This window comes from Micromonospora sp. CPCC 206061 (genome assembly GCF_036906915.1).
In the GTDB taxonomy this organism is placed as follows: Bacteria; Actinomycetota; Actinomycetes; order Mycobacteriales; family Micromonosporaceae; genus Phytohabitans.
On record NZ_JBAKHX010000005.1, the window covers coordinates 83,608 to 103,269 of the forward strand.

The 19,662-nt window shown below is 68.1% G+C and carries 9 protein-coding genes; 7 read left to right on the forward strand and 2 right to left on the reverse strand.

Annotated features, from left to right (window positions below; genetic code table 11):
• The first annotated feature begins 385 nt into the window (after positions 1-385).
• From V6V89_RS06500 to V6V89_RS06520, 5 genes are all read left to right on the forward strand, one after another.
• Positions 386-6,883, forward strand: a complete 6,498-nt coding sequence (locus V6V89_RS06500; protein ID WP_334618038.1) for a LamG domain-containing protein — start codon at positions 386-388, stop codon at positions 6,881-6,883.
• Positions 6,880-12,420: an RHS repeat-associated core domain-containing protein gene (locus V6V89_RS06505; protein WP_334618039.1), complete on the forward strand. Its 5,541-nt coding sequence runs from the start codon at positions 6,880-6,882 to the stop codon at positions 12,418-12,420. The genes V6V89_RS06500 and V6V89_RS06505 overlap by 4 nt, the downstream gene beginning before the upstream one ends.
• Entirely contained in the window at positions 12,420-12,671 is a 252-nt protein-coding gene (locus V6V89_RS06510; protein WP_334618040.1) for a YrhB domain-containing protein, read from the forward strand. The genes V6V89_RS06505 and V6V89_RS06510 overlap by 1 nt, the downstream gene beginning before the upstream one ends.
• 241 nt (positions 12,672-12,912) lie before the next feature.
• Positions 12,913-14,478 (forward strand): hypothetical protein, encoded by a 1,566-nt coding sequence (locus tag V6V89_RS06515; RefSeq protein WP_334618041.1) that lies wholly within the window; start codon positions 12,913-12,915, stop codon positions 14,476-14,478.
• A gap of 8 nt (positions 14,479-14,486) precedes the next feature.
• Positions 14,487-14,723 carry a hypothetical protein gene (locus tag V6V89_RS06520; RefSeq protein ID WP_334618042.1) on the forward strand — a complete coding sequence of 79 codons (237 nt, stop codon included), beginning with the start codon at positions 14,487-14,489 and terminating at the stop codon, positions 14,721-14,723.
• Between the two features lie 3 nt (positions 14,724-14,726).
• Here V6V89_RS06520 and V6V89_RS06525 read toward each other — a convergent pair whose 3' ends face one another.
• Positions 14,727-16,679: an AfsR/SARP family transcriptional regulator gene (locus V6V89_RS06525; protein WP_334618043.1), complete on the reverse strand. Its 1,953-nt coding sequence runs from the start codon at positions 16,677-16,679 to the stop codon at positions 14,727-14,729.
• 70 nt (positions 16,680-16,749) lie between these two features.
• On the opposite strand from V6V89_RS06525, the gene V6V89_RS06530 reads away from it, so the two are divergent.
• Positions 16,750-17,574, forward strand: coding sequence for a tryptophan 2,3-dioxygenase (locus V6V89_RS06530; protein WP_334618044.1), 825 nt, complete (start codon positions 16,750-16,752; stop codon positions 17,572-17,574).
• An 81-nt stretch (positions 17,575-17,655) separates the two neighbouring features.
• Here the strand turns inward: V6V89_RS06530 and V6V89_RS06535 are convergent, their stop codons facing one another.
• Positions 17,656-18,417, reverse strand: a complete 762-nt coding sequence (locus V6V89_RS06535; protein ID WP_334618045.1) for a hypothetical protein — start codon at positions 18,415-18,417, stop codon at positions 17,656-17,658.
• A gap of 180 nt (positions 18,418-18,597) precedes the next feature.
• On the opposite strand from V6V89_RS06535, the gene V6V89_RS06540 reads away from it, so the two are divergent.
• Complete coding sequence (locus V6V89_RS06540; RefSeq protein ID WP_334618046.1) at positions 18,598-19,653, forward strand: thioesterase domain-containing protein; 1,056 nt, start codon at positions 18,598-18,600, stop codon at positions 19,651-19,653.
• Positions 19,654-19,662: the final 9 nt, after the last annotated feature.

Below are 19,662 nucleotides of genomic sequence, written 5' to 3' on the forward strand. Positions count from 1 at the left end.
ATTCGGCGACAGCGGCGCGTAAGTGCGGCGACAGGGCTCCCTGGCAGCATGACCGGCTGGTGCCTGGAATGGCCTCAAATTAGTTGTCTCGTTGCCACTACCCGCTTCGGCGCATCTGGCCGCAGCGGTGCTGCCGTCTGCGTTGGTCCCAGCGGCTGGAAATTGATCGGGGGCGGAAGTGGTCCGTGTGCGGGGAGTCTGCCGTGCTGGTGCGGTGTTGGTCGTGGGGTGGGTGACTGCGGCGGCCGCGGCCCTGCTGGCGGCTGTCGCGCCGGGACACAGGCGGCGAGCGGGCAGACCTCCAGTGGGCAGGGCTTGGCGGACAACGGCCTTGGTGGTCTCGCTTCTGGCAGCATCTGCGGTGCCGGGAATCGCGCCATCTACAGTGGAGAGCCCAACGCTGCCCGTGATCGGTGAGGCGCGCGGGGGTGCCGAGGCGCTGGCGGCGGCGCGGCGGCAGGGGACCGATGTCGTCGTCAACGGGCTGACCGACGAGATGCGGTTGGTGAAGGCGCACGCTGACGGCACGATGAGTGCCGAGCTGGCGGTCCGGCCGGTGCGCGTGCTGCGTGGTGGCCGGTGGGTGGATATCGATCCTGGGCTGGTGCGTCGCGGGGACGGTTCGGTGGGTCCTCGTACGGCGGCGATCGATGTGGCGTTCTCGGGTGGTGGCAGGCAGCCGCTGGTGCGGTTGGGTGTCGCCGGTGGGTCGGTGGCGCTGAGCTGGCCGGGTGAGCTGCCGGTGCCTGAGCTCGCTGGATCGGTGGCAACGTATCGGGATGTGCTGCCGGGCGTCGATTTGAGGCTGCGTGCCGATGGCACCGGTTACGTCAAGCATCTGGTGGTTCGCACGGCTGAGGCGGCGAAGAATCCGGCGCTGAAGAGGATCAGTTTCGGGCTCGCCACGCGAGGGCTCGCTCTGACGGTGACCAAGTCGGGTGGCACGGAGGTTCGCGACCAGGCGGGCACCGTCGTGATGACCGGGCCGGCGGCCGTGATGTGGGACAACGCGGTATCCGATGTGGACTCCCCGGGTGAGGCGTCGACCGTCGCGCCGGTGAAGGTGCTCGCCGGGAAGACAAGCCTTGTCCTGGTACCGGATGTGAAGCTCCTGAAGGGTCCGACGACCCGCTTTCCGCTGGTTATCGATCCCAGCGAGCACACGGCGGCCCGGCACCACTGGACGAAGGTCTTCTCGGGCAAGCGGACGGCGACGAACTGGGATGGCACCAAAGTCGACGGCAATGAGGCGAAGGTCGGCAACTGCGACTGGAACGGCTGCAGCGGCATCGGGACGGCGCGCACGTATTGGATGTTCGATACGAGCTTTTTGGCGAATCGGACGGTTCTCGACACTCGGTTCGAGGCGACCACGAACGCCGGGCCGGACTGCGACCAGCCCCGGAACCATGTGCTGTACAAGTCCAACACGTGGCATATCGAGGAGGGCACGGACTGGAACAACCAGCCCTCAGGTGGCACGGTGGGGAGCCCCAACGGGGAGAAGCTGGGTGCCTCGTCGGTGCCGGGTTGCGGGGCGCACAAGGTGACGTTCGCCCCGAATAACGCCATCACCCGGGGTGACCGCACGACCTACTCGCTGGTCGCCGAGAACGAGGGCGACAAGTACGCGTGGCGCCGGTACAACGCCGAGTCGGCGCGGCTGTGGGTGCGGTGGAACGCCACTCCGGCCGAACCCAACCAGCCCCGCCTCGTGGAGGGTGTGCCGCAGGCGTGTGAGAACTGTGCGGGCAAGGCGTACTCGAGCGCCGCTTCCCTGACCATGCAGGCGTACCTGCACGACCCCGACGGGGATCAGCTGTACGCCGACTGGGATGTGTACGGCATGCCCGCGGGCAGTGACACGTTCCTGAGGACCCCGCTGCGCCCCGACATCCGGCTCGGTTCGGGCAACTGGCATAGCCAGAGCCTCGATCAGAAGGACCGGCATGGTCAGGAGATGGTCTGGTTCGTGCGGGCCCGTGACGGCCATGCCGGTGGTGACGGCCCATGGGTGCTCGGTCCGGGCCGGTGGGTCGTCGATCGGGTCGGCGTGGCGACCGCGCCGCTGGTATCCAGCCCGACCTATCCGGACGACGACCGTTGGCACGGTGGTGCCGGGGTGCCGGGCGACTTCACGTTCAGGTCCAACGGTGTCGATGACGTCAATCACTTCCTGTGGAGCTGGACCTATCCGCCCAGCACGAAGGCGGTGGCGAACCGGCTCGGGGGCGAAACGACCGTGAAGCTGACCCCGCCCGGTGACGGTCCGCGGGACTTGTACGTGCGCAGTGTGGACAAGGCAGGACACGAGGGCCCGATCACCACGCATCGGATCTATGTGCGTGGCGGGAACGGCCCGCTGGCGCAGTGGTCGTTTGAGGGCAACGCCGACGACACAGCGTTTCTCGGCTGGCGGAACGCCACGCTGCACGGCGGAGTCACCTACGCGCCGGGAGCGGTCGGCCAGAGCATGACCTTCAACGGCGAGAACGGCCACCTGACGGCGAATCCGGCAGTGCGCGCGGACGCCAGCTTCTCGGTCACCGCCTGGGCGAAGATCGACCACCTGGACGGTCCCCTGGGGACGGTGGTGAGCCAGAGTAGCGATGCGACATGCGGTTTCTGCCTCCAGTACGAGGGGCAGCACCGGCGCTGGGTCTTCGTGGCGGCGCGGAGCGAAACGGACCTGGCGGCCGGCCACGACTTCGTCCGCTCGACCGCGCCGCCGACACCGGGGGAGTGGACCCACCTCGCCGGCGTCTACGACAAGTACGAGGGCAAGATGCGCCTGTACGTCAACGGGGTGCTGATGGGCGAGGCCGACCGGGTCCCGCGCTGGCACGGGGTAGGGGCGGTCCGCATCGGACACCTTCGGGCGAACGGCGTCAACCAGGGCTTCTTCCCGGGCCCTCTCGATGAGGTCAAGATCTATGACCGGCCGATCTCGGCAGCCGAAGTGCGGGCGCAGGTCAGCCACGACAATGTCCAGCTCGGGTACTGGAACTTCGACGACGAGCCGAGTAGCGGGACGGCGGTCAACGCGGTGCCTGGCGGGGCGGCCGGTGTCCTGGGCGGCGACGCCAAGTTCGTCACGGGCCAGGTCAACGGTGCGGTCAAGCTCGGCGAGACGGGCCACGTGTCGATGGGCGCGCCGGTGATCCGCACGGATCAGAGCTTCGCGGTCGCCGCGTGGCTCACGGTGGATGCCGATGCCCCGGCGGGCGAGGCCCGGACAGCGGTTTCGCAGGACGGTGCCGCCTACAGCGGATTCTTCCTGGGCTATCGCAACCAGGACGGCGGCCGGTGGGAGTTCCACCTCCCCTCGGCGGACGCGGCCACCCGCCCAACGGACGCGATCGTCCACAGCGGAGCGAGGTCGGCCAAGGTGGGCCAGACCGCACACGTGGCGGCGGTCTACGACGCACCGGCTCAGCAGATCCGCATCTATGTCGACGGCTACCTGATGGGTACGGCGCCCCGGACCGAAGGGTTCCAGGCCACCGGTGCGTTGCGGGTGGGTGGCGGCCGCTGGAACGGGAACCCGGTCAACCCGTGGAGCGGTACGGTCGACGAGCTTCGCGCTTACGGCCGGGCGCTCGCAGTGGAGGAGTTGCAGGGTCTGGTGAGCCGCGACGCGGTCGCGGCCGGACGGTGGGCGTTCGACGGCGACCTGAGCGCCGTGCCGAGCCGGCTCGGTGGTCGCGATACCGATCACCCGGTGGGCTACACGGGCGGGCAGTCGACGCTGCCTGAGCCCAACGATTGGGCGTTGCAGCTCAACGGTTCGAACTATGTGAGCACCGACCACGCCGTCACGTCGGACCGTAGCTTCTCGGTGGCCGCGTGGGCGCGGGTGGACACGACCGGTGCGACGCAGCTGGTGCTCTCGCAGGACGCGGCGTCCGGCAGTTCGTTCCAATTGCTGGCCACTGCGGAGAAGAAGTGGGCGTTCGGCCTGCGCGAGCAGGTGGTCGGACCCCCGGTACAGGTGGGGGCGTGGACCCATCTCGCCGGTACCTTCAACGCCGTCAGCGGTCGCGTCGAGTTGTACGTCAACGGTGTGCTGGCCGCGTCACGCGACGGTGTGACGGGGTCGGACCACCCGGCTGGCGAGTTCCACATCGGACGGTCGGTGATCGGCGCGGTGGACGACGTGTCAGTGTGGTCGCGACCGTTGTTCGCCGATGAGGTTGCGGTGATGGCGGGGCGGGATCTTTCCCTCGCACACCAGTGGAGGTTGGACGAGCCGAGCGGGCGTAACGCCTCCGATTCGGTCGGTGACCGTGGTGGCGCGTTGTCGGGTGATGCCGGGTTCACGGTTGGCCGGGTGGGTAACGCCGTGCGGTTCGACGGGTCGGGTGACGCAGTTACGACGCCGGGTGTCGATGTGCGTACCGACAAGGCGTTCACGGTCACGGCGTGGGTGAGGCTCGGTTCCGACCGGTGCGTGTGCAAGAGCGAGGCGGTGGGCGTCGCGGGCAAGATGAGCCTGGGCCACGTCAAGGACGATGACCAGTTCCAGTGGGGCGCGTGGTATTTCGAGATGCCGGAGGCCGATGGCAGGGTGACGAAGGCGTCGCTGGCCACCCGGCTGGAGGAGGTCGGCACCTGGGTCCACCTGGCGGGCGTGTACGACCCGGCCACGAAGGCGGTGGTGCTGCACGTCGACGCGGTCCGTCACGACGAGGGCACGCTCAACACGGCCTGGAATTCGGTCGGTGGTGTGGTCATGGGCCGCACGTGGGACGGCGACGTCGACGACGTGCGTATCTACACCGGTGCTCTGGACAACGAGCGGCTGGCCGACCTGTACAACGCCTACCCGGCCGAGGACAGCCCGGCGAAACTGCCGGCGGCGGCGGGCCATTGGAAGTTCGACGAGGGTTCCGGCACGAGCGCCGCGGATTCCAGCGGCCGCGGCCTGACCGCGACGCTCAAGGGCGGTATGACGTGGACCGGTGGCCGTGAAAGTGCCGCGCCCCTGTTCGATGGCGCTTCCGGCTTTGCCGAGACGGCCGGCCCGGTGCTGGAAACCGAGCAGAGCTTCTCGGCGTCGGCGTGGGTGTACCTGACCAGTGACAGCGGGGGCGACCGCACCGTGTTGGGCCAGGACGGCAACCGGGTCAGTGTGTTCGAGGTGCGGTTCGACGCCGCTTCGAAGAAGTGGGCCGTGGTGGTGCCGGAGTCCGATGCCGACAGTCCAGCGAGGACGGTGCTGCTGTCCACGGAGACCGCACGGCCATATGATTGGATGCATCTGGCGGTTACATATGACGCTGGCCACAAGCAGTTGCGCCTGTATGTCAATGGTGTGCTGTCGGCGGCCAAGACCGGTGTGAGGGTCCAGCCGTCGGACGGGCCGCTGTCGATCGGTCGGGGGCGTTGGAAGGGTGCGAACGCCGGCTACTTCCCGCGGGCGATCGACGACGTGCGGGTCTTCAGCCGTAAGCTGTCAGGCGGCGAGGTGCGTCTGGTGCACGACAGCATGCCGGTGGCCGAGTTCGGTTTCTACCGGTTCGACGAGGACTCGGCTCGCGACTACAACTGGCGTAAGCATGACGCCGTCCCGTCCGGTGGTGTGACCTACGGGCCGGGAATCTCCGGCCGGGCCATGTACCTGGACGGCACCGGGTCGGCTGTGACCTCGGTGGGGACGCTGGTCGACGCCGAGATGGACAGCTTCAGCATCTCGGCCTGGGCCAAGCTGTCACGCGACGACAAGGTCTCGACCATCGCCAGCCAGGACGGCGAGCGGCAGAGCGGATGGGTGCTGCAGTACCGGCCCGGCCTCAAGCGCTGGGTGTTCGGCCAGGCGACGTCCGATTCCGATGGCGCGCCGATGGTGTACGCGCACTCGCTGCTGCCGCCGACCCTCGACCGGTGGACGCACGTGCAGGGCGTGTTCGACTATCCCGCGCGGCAGTTGCGTATCTACGTCGACGGGCAGCTGGTCGGAGTGCGCGAGGACGTGATCCTCTGGCGTGCCTCCGGCAAGCTCGCCCTGGGCAGGGCCAAGGAGAACAACCGCCCGCACGGGTTCTTCCACGGCGCCATCGATGAGATTCACATCGACGAGTGGGAGATCAGCGACGCGAAGCTGGCCGAGCGGACCAGCTGGCCGCTGCCGCAGGCCGGTCAGATCGGCCGGTACGTCAACCTCGCGGGAGACCGGTACGCCGCGAGCACGGGCGGTAAACCGCGTGAGGGTTACCACTTCCAGACCGTGCTCGGGCGGCCCGCCGCGCCGGGCCCGAACACGACGATGCTCTACGAGTGCGTGTCTGGGACGGACGGTTACGCGTCGATCGATCCGGGCTGCGAGGGTGCTAGGCGCGTCGGTGAGGTCGGGCTGGTCTACACGGTGCGGCCGGTGAACCTGGAGACGGTTCCGGTCTACCGCTGCCTGTCCGGGGCGGACCGGTTCGAGTCGCGGCAGGAGGACTGCGAGGGCGGCAGCCGGCAGGCGACCCTGGGCTACACGCTCGCCTACGGAGCTCTCACACGGCACTACTTCCCCTCCGGACCAGACCACTACACGACGATCGACGGGGCGCCGCTCGCGTACTACTCCGAAGGCGTCCAGGGCTTCCTCGGCCTGACCCAGCCCGCAGGCACGAGATTCCTCTACAGCTGCGTGCAGGGCATCGACCAGTTCGTCTCCACCGACGCTGGCTGCGAGGGCAAAACCGTCATCGGCACGCTCGGCACGGTCTACGCCCAACCGCCAGCTGGAACGGAAACCAAGTTGCTCAAGCGCTGCGTCTTCGCGGACCAACGCTTCACCTCGATCACGGGCAGCTGCGAAGGATACGCCTTCGACGGCGACCTCGGATACATCCTCGCCAACCCGCCAACGACGACCGCGGAGTTCAGCTCATGAGCAATTATCGCCACCGCCTCGCGGCTGGGCTCACCGTCCTGATGACAGTGACACTGATCAGCGTCACGCGGCCGGAGGTCTCGACCGCCGCCGGGCCGTCCACCGCGATCGAGAAGACCGATCCGGTACCGGTGACGAAGCAGACCATGGGCAGCCGCGCACCCGATCAGGCCAGCCTGCTCGCCCTGACCGGCAACCAGGAGGCGGGAGCCCAGCCCAGGGAGGGCACGGGGACAACGGCGGCGAGCCCGCTGTCACCGAGCGCGTCGTGGAAGGTGTCACCGCAGACGGGTGACTTCACCTGGTCCTATCCGTTGCGGGTGCCGCCCGTGCCGGGCGGGCTGGAGCCGGAACTGGCCCTGAGCTACTCGTCGTCGGCGGTGGACGGCCGCACCAGCGCGACCAACAACCAGGCGTCGTGGGCTGGCGACGGCTGGGATCTGTCCGTCGGGTTCATCGAGCGGACCTACGGCGGTTGTTCCACCGATGGACATCCCACGAAGGGTGATCTGTGCTGGCGCACCGAGAACGCGTACGCCGCGTTCCCGGGCGGCAGCGGCCATATGGTCAAGGACGCCGGCGGTTTCTGGCGGCTGGAGTCGGACAACGGTGCCCGGATCGAGCACCTGCCCGACGATTCCTGGAAGATCACGACGGTCGACGGGACGCAGTACTTCTTCGGCTCGCGTGCCGACGCCGGGTCGAAGTGGACGGTCCCGGTGTTCGGCGACGACACGGGCGAGCCCTGCAACACCGGCACCTTCGCCACGTCGCACTGCGTCCGGCCGTGGCGGTGGAACCTGGACAAGGTCGTGGACACGCACGGCAACCAGATCCGGTACGGGTACACGGCGGAGAGCGACACCTACCGCCGCAACGAGGGCGAGGCCCGGGCGGACTACGTGCGCGGCGGCGCGCTGCGCACCGCCGAGTACGGGCCGGCAGACGGAGCCGGGCGCACCATCGCCCGGGTCGACTTCGAGACCGCCGACCGGTGCGTGCGTGACAGTGAGTGCACTGTGGCCCGGAAGGAGAACTGGCCGGACAGCCGTTCCGAGGCGGATCCGGAGAGCATCGCGCCCACCTTCTGGATCACCAAGCGGCTGTCGAAGGTGAGCACCAGTGTGCTCACGGACGGGCAGTACCGGCGGGTGGACTCGTGGACGCTGGAGCACGAGTTCCCCAACCCGGGCGATGGCCAGAAGGCCGCACTGTGGCTGCGATCGATCACCCGAGCGGGGCACGTGGGTAGCGACACCACGCTGCCGAAGGTCGTCTTCGAAGGCACCAGGATGGCGAACCGCGTGCACCTGCCGGACGTCTTCGCACCGCTGAACCGGTACCGGATAACGGGAATCGTCACCGAATCCGGTGGCGTCGTCGACATCAAGTACCGCACGCCTGACTGCACACCCGGCAACGTCGGCTCGATCGTCAAGCACGAGAACACGAAGCTGTGCTATCCGGTGAAGTGGAAGCCGCAGTACAGCAAGGAGCGCACCGACTGGTTCCACAAGTACGTGGTCGAGGCGGTGGACGAGCTCGACCGCCTGGGCAACACCGTGCCGACCAGCACCCGATACGTCTACCACCACGACGACGGTGCGATGTGGCACTACGACAACAGTGAGTTCACCGAGGACGACAAGCGCACCTGGAGCGACTACCGGGGTTTCGCCCGGGTGCGGGTGCTGACCGGCCGCGAAGACGACGCAAGCGGCCCGGTGACGATGGTGGAACACCGCTACCACCGGGGCATGCACGGCGACACCCTCCCTGGCGGGGCAACCCGCACCGTCACCGTCGACGGCCGGCCGGACCACGAATGGCTGTCCGGATTCGAGTACTACAACGCGACCCACCTCGGGGTGAGCGACACCGTCGTCAGCAAGACACTCACCAAACCCGCCTGGCAAGGCCCCACCGCCAGCCGCGGCAAGATAAGCGCCTACATCCTGCGCGACGGCGAGGTACGCACCCTCACCCACCTCCGCGACGACAAGTGGCGCGAGACCAAGGTGACCTTCTCCTACGACGACAGGGGAATCCTCACCGAGACCGACGACCTCGGTGACGTGGACGACTCCGGAGACGACCGGTGCGCCACGGTCAGCTACGTCCGCAACACCGGCGACTGGATTCTTGACCGCCCCGCCCGTAACGTGACCGTCTCGGTCAACTGCGACGCCACCCCGGTCTTCCCGCGCGACGCGCTGTCGGACACCCAGACCGCCTATGACGGGGCGGATTTCGGCCAGGCACCGTCCAAAGGCGACCCGACACACGTCAAGTCGGCCAAGTCCCGGCCGGCCGCCGATCCGGTCTACCAGACCATGTCCATGACCACCTACGACGACTACGGCCGGGTCACCACGTCGAGCGACGCGCTCGGGCGCAAGACGACGACCGCCTACGAACCCGCGACCGGCGGCCCAGTTACCGCCGTCACCGTCACCAATCCGCTGGGGCACAGTGACACGACCACGCTGGAACCGGCGTGGGGGCTGCCCGTCAAGATGGTCGAATCCGCCGATCTGGCCAGGGGCGTGCATCGCCAGACCGAGACGGCGTATGACGCGCTCGGGCGGACCGCGCAGGTGTGGCTGCCCAACCGGCCGCGGGCGGACAACCCCGAGGGCAGCTACAAGTTCACGTATGAGATCCACAACGACAAGACCACGGTCGTCACCACCAGCAAGGTCGGGCCGCGGGGCAACCACGTCACCGAGCACACGCTCTACGACGGGCTGCTACGGGAGCGGCAAACCCAGGCACCCGCGGCTGGTGGGGGCCGACTGATCGTCGACACCCACTACGACACCCACGGGCGCGCCTTTAAGACCACCAACCCGTACTACGACGACGCCACCATCGACAAGGACCTGTGGCGGGCACTGGACAACAAGGTCCCCAGCTTGAGTGTCAACGCCTATGACGGGGCGAACCGCGTGGTGTCCGTGGAACTGCGGGTGCACGACACCGTCAAGACGCGCACCACCACCAGCTACGGCGGTGACAGAGTGACGGTCACGCCGCCCGACGGCGCACCGCCGGCCACCACCGTCGTGAACGCCCGAGGGCAGACCATCGAGAAGATCCAAGCGGGCGAATCCACCAAGTACGGCTACTCCAAGGCCGGGCTGTTGGCTTCCGTCACCGACCCGGCCCGCAACTCCTGGACATTCGGGTACGACCTGCTCGGCAATCGCGTCGAGAGCAACGACCTGGACAAGGGCGAGTCGACGGCGACCTTCGACGCCGCCGGGCAGATGACGAGCATCACCGACGCCCGCGGGATCACGCTTACCTACGACTACGACAAGCTGGGGCGCAGGACCAGCGTCAAGCAAGGCAGCGATACGCTGGCGGAGTTCACCTTCGACACCTCGGTCAACGGCCTCGGCCTGCCGGCCACGTCGATCCGCCACCACGGCGGTCAGGCGTACGTCACCGAGATCCTCGGCTACTCGCTGCTAGGGCAGGCGACCCGGGCGAAGACGACCATCCCGGAGAACGAGGAGACCCTCGCCGGAACGTACCTCAACACGTTCACCTTCAACCCTGACGGGAGCCTCGCCTCCGAGAGCTACCCGGCGATCGGCGACCAGGCCCAGCCGTGGGGTATCAAGCAGGAGATCGTCACGCACACCTACGACGACTCCGGCCGTCCACTCAAGACCTATGGCGGATTCCCCGGAAAGCCCGCCAACTACGTCTTTGACAACGAGTACACGCGGTACGGCGAAAGCGCCCGCCTCCATCTGGGACAGCCCCCGGCGGAGGGCGAAAACGGGAAACGCTCGTGGTTGACGACCTACCGGGAACTGGGCACGCGCCGGCTGGAGCGGGTCGTCGTCGACGCCGAGGTGCCCTCACCCAAGCAGTCCGACGCGAGGTTCGCCTACGACCCGGCCGGAAACGTCACGTCGATCGCGACCGCATTGCCGGACGGAGCCGTTGACCGGCAATGCTTCCGCTACGACGTGCAGCGCCGGCTGACCGACGCGTGGACACCGGCGGCGTCGTGCGGTACGCCGACCGATGCACTCGGCGGCCCGGCATCGTACCGGCAGTCGTTCACCTACGACGCGGCCGGCAACCGGACGACGGGCACCAAGGACGGCACCCTGACCCGGTACAACTACACCGGCACCGGGCACCGGCTGGCGTCCCTGACCACGCCGTCCGCGGCAGGCGCGCAGACCGTCGCCTTCGAGTACGACGCCACAGGCAACACCAAGACCCTGGCCGGGACGACGCTGGAGTGGGACGCGGAGGGACACCTGGCCAAGGCGGTCAAGGACGGCGAGGAGACGACCTTCGTCTACGCGGCCAATGGCGAGCGGCTGATACGCGAAAGCCCCGACGGCGTGACGCTCTACCTCGCGGGACAAGAAATTCGGCTGGACAAGCAGTCTGGGGCCCGCGAGGCGACCCGCTACTACACCCACGGCGGCCAGACGGTCGCGGTACGCGCGAGCGGCAGGCTAACCTGGCTCGCCGCCGACCACCAGGGCACGGCGCAGATCGCGCTCGACGCGGAGACACTTCAGGCGAGCAAGCGGTTCTTCGATCCGTTCGGCGCCCCGCGCGGTCCCCAGGCGGCCTTCCCCGGGGAGAAGGGATTCATCGGAGGTACCCGGGACGACTCCACCGGGCTGACCCACCTGGGCGCTCGCGAGTACTCGCCCGACCTCGGCCGGTTCGTGTCGGTCGATCCGCTGCTGATCGCGCACGATCCGCAGCAGCTCAACGGGTACGCCTACGCCGCCAACACGCCAGTCGTGATGAGCGACCCGACCGGTCTGGCCGGCAGTTGCCCGGACGGCGTCTGCACCAAGCACACCTGCCAAAACTGCGCCAGCAACCGCAAGTCGCCCGAGGTCAAGCAGCAGCAACAGAGGCAGACATGGGGCCCGCACTACCGGTCGTTCCAAAACGAAAAGGCAGCGCAGAAACACGCTCGCGCCTACCCGCCCGTCCGGCCGATGCCTGTCGCGAACCAACCGCATCGCACCTCCCCGCGCGCCAAAGCCCCGAAGGTCCCCGTCAAGGCGCCCAAGCCCGGTGGCCGCAACCCCGCCTGGGGCACCGTCGGGGAGGTAGTCGCCGAACAACTGGTCGAGTATCTCGAGGACAGCGAAGACCCCGCTAAATCACTTCGGGATATCAATCCGACGGGCGGTATGATGAACTGTGTTAGATGCGCCATCGAAACGGACAAGTTGCTTGCCGGGAAGCTAACCTACGGAGCGCCGGGGGGCGGGCCATTCCCAATAAGCGAAATCACCGACTACTCAAAGCGCCCATTTCATAAACGTAACCTGAACGAAATAGTGGACAGAATGGAGGAGTACGGCGCCGGCTCGCGGGCGATCATCGTTGGCGTGCGGAAAGCGGGTCCTGGGCACGCGTTCAACGTGGTGAATCAGGGAGGCGTCATCCGGTTCCTGGACGGACAGGCCGGGGGTCGTGCGAATACCAACGACGGTTACACGTCGTTCTACATCACGTTCACGCAGAAGGGCCGCGACTGATGATCTCAATTCATGACGCTCGCCGGGTTGCCGAGCAGTTTCTCGACGAAAATGTGCGAGAGCGTTTTGATTTCGAGGTAGTCATCGTGGAGGGCGCAGTTCGCGACGACGGCGCAAAGTGGATCTTCCCATACGACGGGAAGGCGTACGTCGAGCGCAATGACTGGCGACAGGCGATGGCGGGGAATGTGCCAATTAGGGTGGACAAAGTGACAGGTGTGGCCGAGTTTGCCGCGGAGACGGGCCTCTGACCGCCAGTAGCGGATTGGCGGGCACGCCCCAACGTGCCCGCCAACCGGCAGCCCTGCGCCCCGCCATCATCGGCCCGGGGCCGTCGATCGCAGCGCGTGCCGCGTATGCCCGGTGACCCGATCATTCATCCTGGTTGGTCTGCTCGGTCCCTTCCGCAGGGATCGAGCGGGGTGGATAGTGTTCTATATCTGTGTGGCTCAAGACCTCGGTCACGTCCGTTGCTGATCGGAGGTGACCGAGGTGCTGAGCAGACGGTTCTTCGTCAGTATGGTGGCGTTGCTCGTGGCCGTAGCTGGTGCGCCCGGCGCGGCGGGCGCGGCGGTCAAGGAGAAGGCCCAGCTTGGTTTCACCAATCTGATCGTGCCTGTCGGCTTCGACGCCAAGCGGCATGGGATCTGGGTCGGCGTCCCGGCCGGCTATCCGGAGCCGTTGCCGGGATCTGAGGTGCGACTCACGTTGGATCTGGCTGATCTGGCCGGGGTTGTCACCGTGACCAACGTCAGCGATGGCTGGACTTGCGAGCCCAGCGGCACCACGCTCACCTGCGTCTGGAACGCGCTCTTTCTGGGCGGGCTGGCATTCGACTTCGCCCCGGCGCCGCAGGCGCGGGAGGGCGACAGCGGCCGGATACCGATCAGGCTCACCATTGCTGGGCTGGAACCCGCGACGGGCACGATGACCGTACGCGTGGCAAGCACCATCGATCTGGCCGATGCCACCGGTCGGGTCAACCTCACGGGCGCGGCCGGCGACGACGTCACTACGCCGATACGGGTCCGCAACGCCGGCCCGGTCGCCGCCGACGGCGTGGTGGCGTTTTTCCAGCGCCCGTACCGGCTGCATTTCACCGAGCGGTACGGCAACTGCGACTACTCGCTCTCGCACTACGGGCGGGCCGAGTGGGCCGCCTGCCGGTTCGACACGGCGGTCCCGCCTGGAGCCACGTTCCAGATCAGCCCGGCACCGGCGATGCGTATCGCCGCTGACGCCGCGCCTGGCACTGGGGAGGCTTCGGTCGGCTGGTACACCCCGCTGGACTGGGCACACCAGCGCGAGATGTGGGAAGCCAGCGGCCAGGTGTTCACCCGCGGGTCCGGCCGCACGCTCAGGCTGATCGAGGGAACCGACCGACAAGCCGCCAACCAGACCGACACCAGCCCGGAAAACAACTGGGGCGTTGTGAGCGTTGAGGTCACCGGCCGGAACGAAGCCGATGTGGCGGCCGTGCCGGCCACGATCACCGGCCGGGTCGGGCAGCGTGTCACGATGCGGCTCGGCACCCACAACAACGGGCCGACGTCCATCGACTTCAGTCACCCGCAGGACGAGCCGGCGGTCTTCCTCCAGGTCACGACGCCGCCCGGCGTCACCGCCGTGGCCTCGCGGTCCTTCTGCATGGCGACCCGCCCCAACCCACCCGACCGGGACTTCGCACCCGGCGCGGCCGAGTACGTCTGCGTAGACGGCTCGGTGCATCCGGCGGGGGAGACCATCTGGTTCGAGATCACCTTCCGGATCGACCGCCGGGTGCCCGGTGCCGAGGGCCGGCTCGCGACCAGCAACTTCCCGGGGGGACCGGGACGGGCGGACCCGGACCCGGACAACGACACCGCGCCACTGAAGGTGCGCGTGTTGGGAGGTGACGGCGGTGGATCCGCGGGCGGCCTGCCGGTGACCGGCGCCGGCACCGGATCCCTCGCCCTCATCGGTGCGGCGCTGCTGCTGACCGGCGCGCTGACGGTCCTGATCACTGGCCACCGGGGGCGCACTCGGCGCACCGTAAGTATTGGAACCCACACGATGTAGGTGAGGTTATGACGATCTTGATCTTTCTGGCCGGTTTTGCCGCCGCGGTTGGCGCGGTCGTCGGTTACGTCGCCTGGCGCGACCGGCACCGCCGCGGCACACATACCGACCCGTCCATCAGCCGCGCCGCGTTCGCGGAGGCGCAGTGGCAGGGTGCGAAGGGCTATGCCGCGGACACAAACGTTACCGGCACCTCCCTGCCCCGCCATCAGACGAGGGCTCACCACCGGCACGACAGCTCGTAAGAATTACGCCGAACGCAGGGCCAGGTGGGTGGCGTAGGCACGCAGCAGGTCGTGCATGCCGAACCGGAAGCGGCCGGTCCGGTGCAGCAGGTGGGCACGGGCCAGCAGCTCCAGTGCCCGGCGGGCGTGGTCCAGTCCGGTGTCGGCAAGCGTTGCCGCTACGTTGGCGTCCCAGTCAGGGCTCGGATGTGATCCCAGTAGCCGGAACAGGTGTGCCGCATCGGGCGGGACGTGCTGGATGGACCAGGAGAGCACCTCTCGTACGGCCGCGTACGGGTCATCACCGGCCTCCAGCAGCTCCAGCCGGGCCTGCCGGTCGGCCAACTCCGCCACGAGGTCGGCAAGGGTGCTGTCCGGTCGGGCGACCGCCAGCTCCGCAACGACCCGCAACGCCAGCGGCAGCCGGGCACACTGCTCGGCCAGCGTCGTGGCCGCCTCAGACTCGGCCTCGACCCGCGCGCCGATCAGCCGGCGCAGCAGCCCGATCGCCTCACCCGCCGGAAGTAGGTCCAGGTCGATACGGTGCGCGCCGTGCACGGCGACCAGCCCGGCGAGGCTGTCCCGGCTGGTCACTATCACCATGCAGGAATCGGTGCCCGGCAGCAGCGGACGTACCTGGGCCGCATTGGCGGCGTTGTCCAACACGATCAGCATCCGTCGCCCGGCCAGCTCGCTGCGGTACCGGGCGGCCCGCTCGTCCATCTCCGGCGGGATGTTCTGACCGGTCACTCCCAGCGCGGCAAGGAACCTCACCAACGCATCAGCGGCCGGCATCGGCTGCTCCAGGTCGTAGCCGCGCAGGTTCACGTACAACTGTCCATCAGGGAACCGGTCGGCGACCCGATGCGCCCAATGCACCGCTAGAGCGGTCTTTCCCACGCCGGCGGTGCCCGCGATGACGGTGATCAGCATCGCCCCAAGGGAGCCGCTGGTGCTTTCCTCCAGCAGCTTGTCGAGGCGGTGCAGGTCCGTGGCGCGGCCGGTGAAGCCGGTCAAGTCGGCAGGCAACTGCGCCGGCCGGTGCGAGGCGATGGCGCCGCCCGACGTGCCCTGCGGATCTTCCGTGATTACCACGGCCGGCTCCGGTCTATCGGCGACCGTGGTCACGGCGAGGCCCGGGTCGTGGCGCAGGATTCGCTGGTGTAGATCCCACAGCTCCGGCCCTGGAACGCTGCCCAACTCTTCGACGAGCCGGTCGTGCACCGACCGGTAGTGCGCCAGCGCCTCGACCTGCCGGCCGCTGCGATACAGCGCGAGCATCAGCTGTCCGGCCAGCCGCTCGTCGAGCGGAAATTCGGCTGCGGCGGCGGTCAATTCGGAGACCAGTTGCGCATGCTCACCGCGGCGCAACAGCACGTCGTTGTGGTCCAGGATCGCCGCCAGCCGCTCGACGTCCATCGCCACAGCGGCCGCTCGAAGCCAGTCGCTGTCCAGGCCGGCGAACGGAGTTCCCCGCCACAAGGTCAACGCGTCTCGCCACAGGACCACGGCCCGGTCGTCGCTCGCCGACCGGGCCTCACGCGCCAGCGCCCGGAAGCGGTGCAGGTCCACCGCCGCCGGATCGACATCGAGCACATAGGCGTGCGCGCGACGGACCAGCGCCGGCCCGCCCGCGTCACCCAGTACGGTGCGCAGCCGCGACAGATACACATGCAACGTCGCCCGGGCCTGCTGCGGCGGCTCCTCGCCCCACACGCGGTCCACCAACTGCTCCAAGGCGACCGGGACGCCCGGCTCGACCAGCAACGCGGCCAGCACGGTGCACTGCCGGCTTGTCCCTAAACCGATCGGCCCACCCGCCGTATACCCCACAACCGGCCCTAAGACCTCGAACCGCAACGCCCCCGCCTTCCGTTGCCCAGCCCGACCTAGAGCCATGGGCCAATGTCGATCAAGAGCCTGGTTCACGGTAGGCGCCCGGAGCCGGTCAGCGTGACGTGCGCATTCAATTTGCATGCAAACGCAAAACAAGTGGTACACCGCGGCAACCGCCGAAATGACTAATTGCCCATGACATACTGGCGCGATGCTTTTGGGTGATCCGCGGTCTCCGAGTCACGCCACAGCCACCGGTCCCGCGCCCACCTATGCCGAGTACCTCAACCTGGACCAGCTGCTCAGCGTCCAGTTCACCCGCTCGGACGTGGCCGACGAGCCACTGTTCATCGCACTGCACCAGATCTGCGAACTCTGGTTCAAGCAGCTGCTGCACGAATGCAGGGGGTTGCAGGAACGGTTGACGGCCGCGGACCTGGGCCAGAGCGTGCGATTGTCCCGGCGCATCCTGGCTATCTGGTCGGTCATCGTCAGCCAGTTCGACGTGCTGGAGACCATGCCACCGGGTCAGTTCGCCCGGCTCCGTCCACACCTCGGGACCGCAAGCGCCTTCGAGTCGGCGCAGTTCCGGGAACTGGAGGCCGTGCTCGGCCGCCGCGATGCAGCAGTGGCGGTGCGATATCCGCCGGACAGCGCGGCGCGGCAGCGCATTGCGGCCGCTATGGCCCGGCCGTCACTGTACGACTCGCTGCTGACCATGCTCGCCGCGCTCGGCTACCTCATACCCGAGCGGCGACTGCACCGCGACGTCACCCGACCCGTCGAGCCCGATGCCGAACTGGAAAGCACATTCGAAAAGGTCTACGCCGACGACGGGACGGCGGCCGTCCTGTGTGAACTCTTCACCGACCTCGACGAACTCGTGCAGTTGTGGCGCTACCGCCACGCGAAGGCGGTCGAGCGCATCATCGGAGGCAAGCGCGGAACCGCCGGATCCAGCGGCGTCGGCTATCTGCGCACGACCCTCCACCAACCCGCCTTTCCTGAACTGTGGACGTTCCGGAGCCAGCGGTAGCACCAGTCGGTGAATGTCGACACTGGCGCCGCGAGAGCCGCTGCCGGCGCTCCTGACCCGAACCGGCCGCGGCGGAGCAGGTCAGGCTCGCGTGTGTCGAGGGCCGCCAGCGGCCAGGACCTGCGTCATCCTGTCGGCCACCTCCTGGCTGCGAAGCAGGTTGGCACGGGATATGTCGAGCCGTGGAGCGTCGGGATACGTCTCGGCCAGGGCTGCCGGCACCGGATCGCTGGAACGCAGGACAAGGGCCGGGCAGTTCCGGGGCGGTGGTGCGGTCGACGCGATCACCAGATAGGACAGATAGCCGCTGAGGCGGCGAACCAGCTGCTCGCCGTATTCGGTCTCGATGCCCAACTCCCGGCAGCCGTCGGCTGCGAGGTCGGTGTACGAGGCAGTGAGGCGTCGGGCCAGTGTGAGCAGGTCGTGGTCCTGCGCGACGTGCTCCTTGGCCCATTCGACTGCCCGGCCGACGACCTCCGGCTGGAGGACCGGCGCGAACTGCTTGACCGCTTCGACGTACTCGTGCAGGAGGGTCTGCGGCAGCACCGGCAGCGGGTCGAGGAGGATCAGCGCCGGCGGCTTCGGGCCGGCGAGGTGATCGGCGAACGCGGCGGCCAACCTGTAACCCGCGCAGTAGCCGACCACGGCCACGACATCCGGCCCGAAACGGTCCGCGCCGGCAAGCCATTCCGCCAGCCTGGCCGCCGGATCGGTGTCCGTCGGATCACCCCAGGTGCCGTGGTGTGGAGCCCACATGGTGTATCGACCCGGAAGTAGCGAGACGAGGTCGGAGAAGCTGCCGGTCTGGCGTCCGGCATCGGCGCTGAAGTCGATGATGAGCACGCACTCAGTGCTGGTACCGGTGCTAAGTGTGTTCCACTCCAGAATCCCCAAGGAATACCTCCCGATGAACGGTGTAGCCGTTGCGTTCGTAACCGCCGTCGACGACGGGTTCGACTGGGATGCGGCACGATACTACGCGGCCAGGACGTCATTTCAGCAACCACATCAGGAGGAAGACGCATGTCGCAGGAGACCTTGAATCGGCTGGACCGAGAGTTCGCGGAATACGCAACAGTGGGTAGCCAGATCATCGTGGCAGCGGCGTTGGGTGTGCCACAACTTCCGCCGGTCCACATCAGCCTGGGCGAGCAGGGAATCATCGCCGGTGAATGGGAGCGGATCCGGCGCGACCTGTTCGACGTCTTCCACCTGCGTACCGACGCGCCGGTGGACCTCCCGCTGCTCACTCCGCGGCAACTCGGCGAGCTCATCGCGGACCAGCCGATCAACCAGGCCGGCGAGCAGGTGTGCCTCGCGGGGGCCGGCGGCACCCCGACCTGGTTGGTGCACGGGGCCGACGGCGAGGTGAGCTGGTTCCTCAAGCACCTCCAGGGGTTGCCGGCGCCTCTGATCGGGCTGCGTGCCCCCGGGTGGTACGGCGCACCCACGCCGCCGACCATCGAAGACCTTGCCGCCGGTTACCTCGCCCAGGTCCGGGCCACTCAGCCGACGGGTCCGTACCGGATCGCCGGCTACTGCGCCGGCGCGGTCATCGCGGTCGTCATGGCGAATCTGCTGGAACGGCAGGGCGAGACCGTCGACCGGATGTTCTTCGTCGACCCCGACCTGCGGCACACGCCGATCTCCCGGCGGGAAGCCGTGATGTTCCGGCTCCACCAGCTCAAACGCCGCCCGGAGCCGGTCGCGCGACTGCTGCAGCGACCCGCGGGCGAAACGACCCTGGCCCACGCGCTGGCACGGTTGGAAGATCCGAACCCGCACCGTGACCCGGTACAGCGGCAGCTCTACCGCGGGCTCGCCGTGGTGGCCGACCTCCTCGGCCTCAGCGGCGGCACCCTCGCACCGGTCGCCACCACCGCGACCGCCTGGTTCACCGACTCCCACCTGACCGCGCTCGCCCAGGACAAAGGCAAGGTGTTGGCTCACCTCGGCACCATCTTCGACGACCTCGACATCCGGCATGAATCCTCACACACGGAGGTCTTCGCGACCGCGTCCTTCCAGGACTGGTTCACCCGCTACGCCGGAGCGGAAGGCCACACCGCCACCGGATGACCCGCCACC